7 protein-coding genes are annotated in these 8964 nt (G+C 65.6%); all 7 read left to right on the forward strand.

What is annotated here, in order from left to right:
• The first annotated feature begins 172 nt into the window (after positions 1-172).
• Positions 173-1177: an aspartate-semialdehyde dehydrogenase gene (locus GYA94_RS09115; RefSeq protein ID WP_161892169.1), complete on the forward strand. Its 1005-nt coding sequence runs from the start codon at positions 173-175 to the stop codon at positions 1175-1177.
• 71 nt (positions 1178-1248) lie between these two features.
• Positions 1249-4017: a motility hub landmark protein FimV gene (locus tag GYA94_RS09120; RefSeq protein WP_161892170.1), complete on the forward strand. Its 2769-nt coding sequence runs from the start codon at positions 1249-1251 to the stop codon at positions 4015-4017.
• A 103-nt stretch (positions 4018-4120) separates the two neighbouring features.
• Positions 4121-4981, forward strand: a complete 861-nt coding sequence (gene truA / locus GYA94_RS09125; protein ID WP_009686022.1) for a tRNA pseudouridine(38-40) synthase TruA — start codon at positions 4121-4123, stop codon at positions 4979-4981.
• A 61-nt stretch (positions 4982-5042) separates the two neighbouring features.
• Positions 5043-5663 (forward strand): phosphoribosylanthranilate isomerase, encoded by a 621-nt coding sequence (locus tag GYA94_RS09130; RefSeq protein ID WP_161892171.1) that lies wholly within the window; start codon positions 5043-5045, stop codon positions 5661-5663.
• 219 nt (positions 5664-5882) lie between these two features.
• A complete protein-coding gene (gene accD, locus GYA94_RS09135; RefSeq protein ID WP_054905870.1) occupies positions 5883-6776 on the forward strand; it encodes an acetyl-CoA carboxylase, carboxyltransferase subunit beta in 894 nt (297 codons plus the stop codon).
• Complete coding sequence (gene folC, locus GYA94_RS09140) at positions 6776-8062, forward strand: bifunctional tetrahydrofolate synthase/dihydrofolate synthase (protein WP_161892172.1); 1287 nt, start codon at positions 6776-6778, stop codon at positions 8060-8062. The genes accD and folC overlap by 1 nt, the downstream gene beginning before the upstream one ends.
• Before the next feature lie 4 nt (positions 8063-8066).
• On the forward strand, positions 8067-8717 hold the full coding sequence (locus GYA94_RS09145; RefSeq protein ID WP_054912573.1) for an SPOR domain-containing protein: 651 nt from the start codon (positions 8067-8069) through the stop codon (positions 8715-8717).
• Positions 8718-8964: the final 247 nt, after the last annotated feature.

An 8964-nucleotide genomic window follows, 5' to 3' on the forward strand; every position in this document is an offset into this window, starting at 1 on the left:
CCCGCCTCCTACTCGATTGGCGCCAGCTGCTGCAGCCCACGCGAACCACCGCTGGCCCCGTCAAGCAGTCTGCTACCGCAGCTGGCCCAACCAAGCTGTAGCCATCACAGACAAAACCCTGCAATCCGAGTAAAGTGCCGCCCCCGCCGTTTTCTGCAAGAGGATCCCTACCATGACACACCCATTGGACATCGCCGTCGTCGGCGCCACCGGCAGCGTCGGTGAAGCCTTGGTACAGATCCTCGAAGAACTGGATTTCCCCGTGGCAACCCTGCACCTGCTGGCCAGCATGGAGTCGGCCGGCAGCAGCGTGATGTTCGCCGGCAAGAAACTGAAGGTTCGCGAAGTCGACAGCTTCGACTTCGGCCAGGTCAAGCTGGCGTTCTTCGCCACTGGCGCTGCGGTCAGCCGCAGCTTTGCCGGCAAGGCGCTGCAAGCCGGTTGCACGGTGATCGACCTCTCCGGTGGCCTGGACGACGCCCTGGCGCTGGTGCCCGAAGCCAACGCCGAGCGCATCGCCAGCCTGGCGCTGCCCGCGCGAATTGTCAGCCCGTGCTCGGCCGCTGTCGCCTTGGCCGTCGCCCTGGCGCCGCTCAAGGGCCTGCTGGAAATCGAGCGTATCCAGGTGATGGCCGCACTGGCCGTTTCGGCACAAGGCCGCGAGGGCGTCAGCGAACTGGCCAGGCAAACTGCCGAACTGCTCAATGCCCGGCCGCTGGAGCCACGCTTCTTCGACCGCCAGGTAGCGTTCAACCTGTTGGCCCAGGTCGGTGCCGCCGACGATCAGGGCCATACTGCGCTGGAGCGCCGCCTGGTCACTGAGCTGCGTGTGCTGCTGGGCCTGCCTGAGCTGAAGATTTCCGTGAGCTGCATTCAAGTACCGGTGTTTTTCGGCGATAGCTTCAGTGTGGCCGTGCAAAGCCGTCACCCGGTCGATCTGGCGGCGGTCAACCAGGCCCTGGAGGCTGCCGACAGTATCGAACGGGTGGAAAATGATGACTATCCAACCCCGGTTGGTGACGCAGTCGGGCAAGACGTGGTCTATGTTGGTCGTGTACGGCACGGTATTGATGAACAGCAGCAGCTCAACCTCTGGCTGACCACCGACAACGTGCGCAAAGGTGCCGCGCTCAACGCTGTGCAAGTGGCGCAATTGTTGATTAAACACAGGCTGTAAAAGATACTGGCGAGCACTTTTGTCCTGCTCCGCATGCAGGTTTCGGGACGATTCATACAAGGGAAGAGGTCATGCTTCGAATTCGCAAACTGGTTCTGGCCATGGCTGCAGCTTCAGCGCTGTCGTCTGGCATGGCGAATGCGCTGGGCCTGGGGGAGCTGACCCTGAAGTCGGCACAGAATCAGCCGCTGGACGCCGAGATCGAATTGCTCGATGTGCGCGACCTCAAGGCCGCCGAAGTGGCACCCAGCCTGGCGCCTGCGCAAGAGTTCAGCAAGGCCGGGGTGCCATTCGCGGCCTACCTCGAAGACCTCACCTTCACGCCGGTCATCAACCCCAACGGCAAAAGCGTGCTGCGGGTGACCTCCAGCCAGCCGCTGCCTGGGCCCGTGGTCAAGTTCCTGGTCCAGGTGATGTGGCCGCAGGGCCGCCTGCTGCGTGACTACAGCGTGTTGCTCGACCAGGCCCAGGCCCAGGGCGACAAACCGGCTGCTGGCAATCTCAACCCGGCCAGTACCGCTGCCAGCAGCTACACCACCCAGCGTCGCGACACGTTGTGGCAAATTGCCGCTCGCAACACCCAGGGCGGTTCGATCCAGCAGACCATGATCGCCATCCAGGCCCTGAACCCGGATGCCTTCATCGGCAATAACATCAACCAGCTGAAGGTTGGCCAAGTGCTGCGCCTGCCCGACCAGCAGCAGGTTCAGAGCATCGCCCAGGCCGAGGCCAACCGTGAGGTGGCCGAGCAGTACGCGGCCTGGCGTGAGGGCCGTCGGTTGGGCCCGCGGGCCCGTCAGCTGGACGCCACTCGCCGTGGTGCCGCCGACGCCGCCCCGGCGCGTGTTGCCCAAGGCGACAACCTGCGCCTGGTCAGCCCCGGCAACCAGGCGGGGGCCGACCAGGCCAAAGCGCTAAGCGACAAGCTGGCGGTGGCGCAGGAAAGTCTCGATACCAGCCGCCGCGACAACGACGAACTCAAGAGCCGCATGAGTGACCTGCAGAGCCAGCTGGACAAGCTGCAGCGTCTGATCGACCTGAAAAACGACCAGTTGGCGCGTCTTCAGGCGCAGGGTGCCGCCACGCCGTCCCCGGCAGGCGTCGCCCCGGCCCCCGCGCCGCAAGCCGCGTCAGCGCCTGCGGCAGGTGCCGAGGCGAGCGGCGAGCCAGCCCCCACCCAGGCTGCACCTGCCAGCAAGCCGGCGGCAGAGCCTGCCCCGGCGCCGGCCAGCCAGGCGAACGGCGCGCTCGAGCAGATTCTCGGTAACCCTTGGCTGCTGTGGCTGATCGCCGGGTCTGCCATTCTTGTCCTGGCACTGCTGTTGTGGTTGCTGGCGCGCAAGCGCAAGGCTCAACAAGAGGCGGAAAAGCACCTGCGCATGGCGCGGGCGCTGGAAGAAGAGCAGGGCACCGGTTTCGACACCGACACCGAAAGCTTCGACGGCGTCGAAGTAGCCGAGCCGAGCGTCACCTTGTCGCCTGCAGTGGTCGCCGCATCGGCCGCCGCTGCCGTGGCTGCGGAAAAAGTGGCCGAACCGGCTGCCGCAGAGCCACCGGCAGACCCTCACGCCGCGCTGCTGGCGGAGGTCGACCAGTGCCTGGCCGAGGGGCGCCTGAACCGTGCCGCCGATCTGCTGGAGCCTGCCGTGGCCGCTGCCCCGGCCCGTGATGACCTGCGCCTGAAGCTGATGGACGTGTATGCGCGCCAGGGTGATCAGACGGCCTTCGCCGAACAGGAGCGCCAGTTGCAAGCCGGCGAGCACAATGGCGCCGCTGTGGCCGAGTTGAAAGAACGCTACCCAGCCATGCTGGGCCTGGCAGCTGCCGGCCTGGGCGCGGCAGCTTTGGCTGCCGAAATGGACGAGCAGTACGTGCAGGAGTTGTTGCACGACGACGCCGCGGCGCCGGTCGTTGCCGATGGGGTGCCTGAGCAGGTGCCAGAGCTCGAACCGCAGGCAGTGGCTGAGCCGGAGGTTGGCGCTGAACCTGATGCCGGGCTGGACCCTCTCGATGAAGTGCCTATCCTGGACGTCGCCGGCCTGGAGGATCAGGGGCTGGGCGAGCCGGACCTGGACCATGCCTTTGACCTTGGCCTTGGGGAAGACCTGCCCGAGGACGATCCGCTGGCCGCGGCGATGCTCGACGAGCCCGCGGCGCAGGCGCCAGTGCCTGATGAGCTGGTGATCGCCGAGCCGGTGCTGGACGAGCCGGTGCAGCCAGGTGCGCCGCCAGAAGAACAGCCGTTCGCCCTGGATGAGGACCTGCAAGCCGACGCCGATGCGGATTTCGAAGCCATGCTGGCCCAGGCCGAGCCGCAACCTGCGGTCGACCTGTCGGATTTCGACCTCGATGTCACCGAACCCGTCACCCCCGCTGCTGCGCCAGCAGCCGACACCGCCGCGGGCGATGTGGCTGCCGAGCTGGCGGCCTTCGACAGCGTGCCAGAGTTCGATCCGGTCTCCGAGTTCGATCTGCCCTCGGACTTCGACTTGTCACTGTCGCTGGAAGACGACTCGCCGGCAGACAAAAGCTTTGCCTCGGAACTCGATGACGTGAACGCCGAGCTGGACAAGCTGTCGCAGAACCTGGAGGCGCCCTCGCTGGAACCACACTTCACCAGCGAAGATGCAGCCGCGCAGCCAGAGCCCGAGCCGCTGGACGATCTCGACTTCGACTTCTTCTCCGGCAGTGATGAAGTGGCCACCAAGCTGGACCTGGCTCGCGCCTATATCGACATGGGCGACAGCCAGGGCGCACGCGATATCCTCGACGAAGTGGTCAAGGACGGCGACGACACTCAGCGCCAGGAAGCCAAGGACATGCTGTCCCGGTTGGTCTGACGCCAGCGAGGCGGCCATCGGTTACAGTGGACAAGCAACGGCAGCCCTACGCGGCTGCCGTTGTCGTTATAATCCCCGCCATTTCGTACACCCCACAGGTTTCATGCTCTTGGACATCATCGACACCGCCGCCACCGAATCTGCGGCCGAAGGCTACTCCCGCATCGCCCTGGGCGTGGAATACAAGGGCGCACGCTACCGCGGCTGGCAGCGCCAGGCCAGCGGCGTGCCCAGTGTCCAGCAGGCCTTGGAGCAAGCGCTGTCCAAGGTCGCCAACGAGCCGATCGCCGTGGTTTGCGCCGGCCGCACCGATGCCGGTGTTCATGGCTGTGGGCAGGTTGTGCATTTCGACACCCGTGCCGTGCGCGACGAACGTGCCTGGACCATGGGCACCAACTTCAACCTGCCGCACGACATCAGTGTGGTCTGGTCGCAGCCGATGCCGGCTGATTTCCATGCCCGCTTCAAGGCATGCGCCCGGCGCTACCGCTATGTCATCTACAACGACCCGATCCGCCCGGCGCACCTGGCCGAGGAGGTGACCTGGAACCACCGCCCGCTCGACGTCGAGCGTATGGCCCAGGCGGCACAGTCGCTGCTCGGCACCCACGATTTCAGCGCCTTCCGCGCCAGCCAGTGCCAGGCCAAGTCGCCGATCAAGCATATCTACCACCTGCGGGTTACCCGCCATGGCCAGATGATCGTGCTGGACGTGCGCGCCACCGCCTTCCTGCACCACATGGTGCGCAACATTGCCGGCGTGTTGATGGCCATCGGTAGCGGCGAACGCCCGGTGAGCTGGGCGCGTGAGGTGCTGGAAGGGCGTGACCGCCGCGAAGGCGGGGTAACCGCCCATCCCTATGGGCTGTACCTGGTGCAGGTGGAGTACCCCGACACGTTCACCCTGCCCAGGCGTTACATTGGCCCACACTTTTTAAGCGGTTATGAAGGGTTGGCGGACTGACGGGCGAAAAGCCATTTGCTAACATCCGGCCTTTGACCGTTATCATCAGGGTTCGCGTTTCATGAGCTATGTTCGCAGCAAGATCTGCGGGATTACCCGCATCGAAGACGCGTTGGCTGCTGTCGAGGCCGGGGCCGATGCCATCGGTTTCGTCTTTTATGCCAAAAGCCCACGTGCAGTGGACGTGCGCCAGGCGCGGGCAATCATTGCTGAACTGTCGCCGTTCGTGACCACGGTAGGGCTGTTCGTCAATGCCTCGCGGTGCGAATTGAACGAGATCCTCGAAGTGGTTCCACTGGACCTGCTACAGTTCCACGGCGATGAAGCCCCGGAGGACTGCGAGGGCTACCACCGCCCCTGGATCAAAGCCCTGCGGGTGCGCCCGGGCGATGACCTCGAGGCAGCCTGCCAGCGCTATGCCGGCGCTCGCGGCATTCTGCTCGATACCTATGTGGCGGGTGTGCCTGGGGGAACCGGCGAGGCGTTCGACTGGTCCCTGGTACCGGCGCGGCTGAGCAAACCGATCATTCTTGCCGGTGGGCTTTCGGCGGCCAACGTCGGCCAGGCTATCGCCCAGGTACGGCCCTATGCGGTGGATGTCAGCGGTGGGGTCGAGCAGGCCAAGGGCATCAAGGACGCCGCGAAGATCGAAGCCTTCATGCAGGCGGTGAGGCAGGCGTGATGGCAGATGTGACGGGTGGCTGCGCGCCATCGTCCATAGCATTCGCAGCCCTGCCGGGCAGCCGCACCCATGGTGGCGGCAACACAACGCATTAGCGGTGGAGTGGCGCGCTGGAAGCCCCGGCGGCCGGTCCATCATCGTTTCGTAACAGATTTTGAGCTCAAGGGCAGGGCAGGCCGACGATAACGGCCCCGCCTGCCAATACTGGAGAAAAAAAGCATGAGCAACTGGTTAGTCGACAAACTGATCCCTTCGATCATGCGTTCCGAGGTGAAAAAGAGCTCGGTGCCTGAAGGCCTGTGGCACAAGTGCCCGTCCTGCGAGGCCGTGCTGTATCGCCCGGAGCTGGAAAAAACCCTCGATGTCTGCCCCAAGTGCAACCATCACATGCGCATCGGCGCACGCGCGCGCATCGACATCTTCCTCGACGCCGAAGGCCGTGCCGAACTGGGCGCCGACCTCGAGCCGGTCGACCGCCTGAAATTCCGCGATAGCAAGAAGTACAAGGATCGCCTGACCGGCGCGCAGAAGCAGACTGGCGAAAAAGACGCGTTGATCTCCATGAGCGGTACCCTGATGGGCATGCCGATCGTGGTCAGTGCCTTCGAGTTCTCGTTCATGGGCGGTTCCATGGGCGCCATCGTCGGTGAGCGCTTCGTCCGCGCTGCCAACTACGCCCTGGAGCACCGTTGCCCAATGGTCTGCTTCTCCGCTTCCGGCGGTGCGCGCATGCAAGAGGCGCTGATCTCGCTGATGCAGATGGCCAAGACCTCGGCGGTGCTGGCGCGCCTGCGCGAAGAAGGCATTCCGTTCATCTCGGTGCTGACCGACCCGGTCTACGGCGGTGTGTCCGCCAGCCTGGCCATGCTCGGCGACGTCATCGTCGGCGAACCGAAGGCGCTGATCGGCTTCGCCGGCCCGCGCGTGATCGAACAGACCGTACGCGAAAAGCTGCCGGAAGGCTTCCAGCGTAGCGAGTTCCTCCTGGAGCACGGCGCCATCGACCTGATCATCTCCCGTGGCGAACTGCGCCCGCGCCTGGCTCGCCTGCTGGCGCAGATGACTGGCCAGGAAACCCCCGAGCAAGCGCGTGAGGCGGCTGCCGTCGCGTGATGAAACAACGATCCCTGGGCGAATGGCTCGCCTACCTCGAGCAGTTGCACCCCTCGGCCATCGACATGGGCCTGGAGCGGTCGCAGCAGGTGCTTGCCCGGCTGGCGCTGGGTAAGCTGGCGCCCCGCGTGGTGACCGTGACCGGCACCAACGGCAAGGGTTCGACCTGCGCCTTCGTGGCCTCGTTGCTGCGCGCTCAGGGGCTCAAGGTCGGCGTGTACAGCTCGCCGCACCTGTTGCGCTACAACGAGCGGGTGCTGATCGATGGCCTGGAGGCCAGCGATCAGCGCCTGTGCGAAGCCTTCGCCGCCGTGGAGGCGGCGCGGGGCGATATTTCCCTGACCTACTTCGAGATGGGCACGCTGGCTGCGTTCTGGTTGTTCCACCAGTCGCAGCTCGATGCCGTGGTGCTGGAAGTGGGTCTTGGCGGGCGCCTGGACACCGTGAACGTGGTGGACGCCGACCTGGCCCTGGTGACCAGTATCGGCGTTGACCATGTCGATTACCTGGGCGACACCCGCGAGCAGGTGGCCTTTGAAAAGGCCGGTATCTTCCGCCCGGGCAAACCGGCCCTGTGCGGCGATCTCGACCCGCCACAACCGCTGCTGGACAAAGCCGCCGAACTGGCAGCGCCATTGTTCCTGCGCGGCCGTGACTTTGACCTGGCAAGCGCGGAAAACGGCTGGAACTGGCGTGGCACTGCTGCCAATGGCGCGCCCGTTGAGCTGCACGGCCTGCCGTTGCTCGACCTGCCGATGGAAAACGCCACGCTGGCCCTGCAGGCGTACCTGTTGATGGGCCTGCCGTGGGATGCCGCGCAGGTGCGCCAGGCGCTGCTGGATACCCGGATTACCGGGCGTCTAGACCGTCGCCAGCTGGTCTGGCAGGGCCGGCCGGTGGAGCTGCTGCTGGATGTCGGGCACAACCCGCATGCGGCGCAGTACCTGGCCCGGCGCCTGGCGAGCCGGCCGCTGAAGGGGCGCCGGCTGGCGGTATTCGGCCTGCTCGCCGACAAGGACCTGGCAGGCGTGGTCGCGCCGCTGCACGGGCTGATCGATGACTGGGCCGTGGCCCCGCTGGACACCCCGCGCAGCCGGCCGGCTGCCGAGTTGGCCGACGCCTTGACGAACCTTGGCGCGGCGGTGAAGTCTTATGCCGGAGTCGACGCGGCCCTCCAAGGGCAATGCGCGCAGGCAACGGCAGATGACCAGATCGTGCTGTTCGGTTCGTTTTTCTGTGTCGCCCAGGCCCTGGCGTGGCTGGAGCGGCATGCCCAGGAGGGTTGAGTAGATGGCAGTGCTGGATAAAGGGATGAAACAGCGCATGGTCGGTGCGCTGGTGCTGGTGGCACTGGCGGTGATCTTTCTGCCGATGCTGTTCACCCGCGAGGACGAGATGCGCCAGGTGCGCGTCGAAGCCCCGCAGGCACCTGCCATGCCCAGCCTGCCGGAAGTGAAGGTAGACCCGGTGACCGTGCCGCAGCCGCAGGAAGTTCCTGAAGCACCGCAGTCGGCGCCGGTGGTGGTCGACGAGTCGACTGCCCCTGCCAGCACGCCCAGCCAGCCGATCACGGCCTCGCCGCAGACCCAGGCACAGGCCCAGCCGACCAAGCCGCAGGCCGCCGCACCGGCGGCCAAGGTCGAAACCAAACCTGCAGCGACGCCGGCCCAGGCTGCGCCATCGAAGATCGACGTCAACGGGCTGCCGGTCAGCTGGTCGATCCAGCTGGCCAGCCTGTCCAACCGCGCCGGTGCCGAGAAGCTGCAGCAAACCTTGCGTAGCCAGGGTTACAACGCCTATATCCGTTCGGCCGGCGGCATGAACCGGGTGTATGTGGGGCCATTGATCGAGCGCGCCGAGGCCGAGCGCGTACGCGATGCGGTCAACCGCCAGAACAGCCTGAAGGGCTTTGTGGTGCGCTTCCAGCCTGAGCGCGGCTGATATCGCCGGGGCGGCTTTGCCGCCCATCGCCGGCAAGCCACACACACAGAGATCGCATCAGGGCTGGCAGGCGTTTGTCTGAAGATATGCAGCGCCTGTGAGATCGAGCGCCGCCCGCGCGGCGCAATCGCGAGCTGCGCTCGCTCCTACGTTTGTTTCGGGCCAGTAACGCCTGTGACAGGCGCGCGCGGCCGCCTTGTTTGTACGGCGCGATATTGAGGCATGCACCAAGGCGTTCGCGCGCGAA

The organism is Pseudomonas juntendi, from assembly GCF_009932375.1.
In the GTDB taxonomy this organism is placed as follows: Bacteria; Pseudomonadota; Gammaproteobacteria; order Pseudomonadales; family Pseudomonadaceae; genus Aquipseudomonas; species Aquipseudomonas juntendi.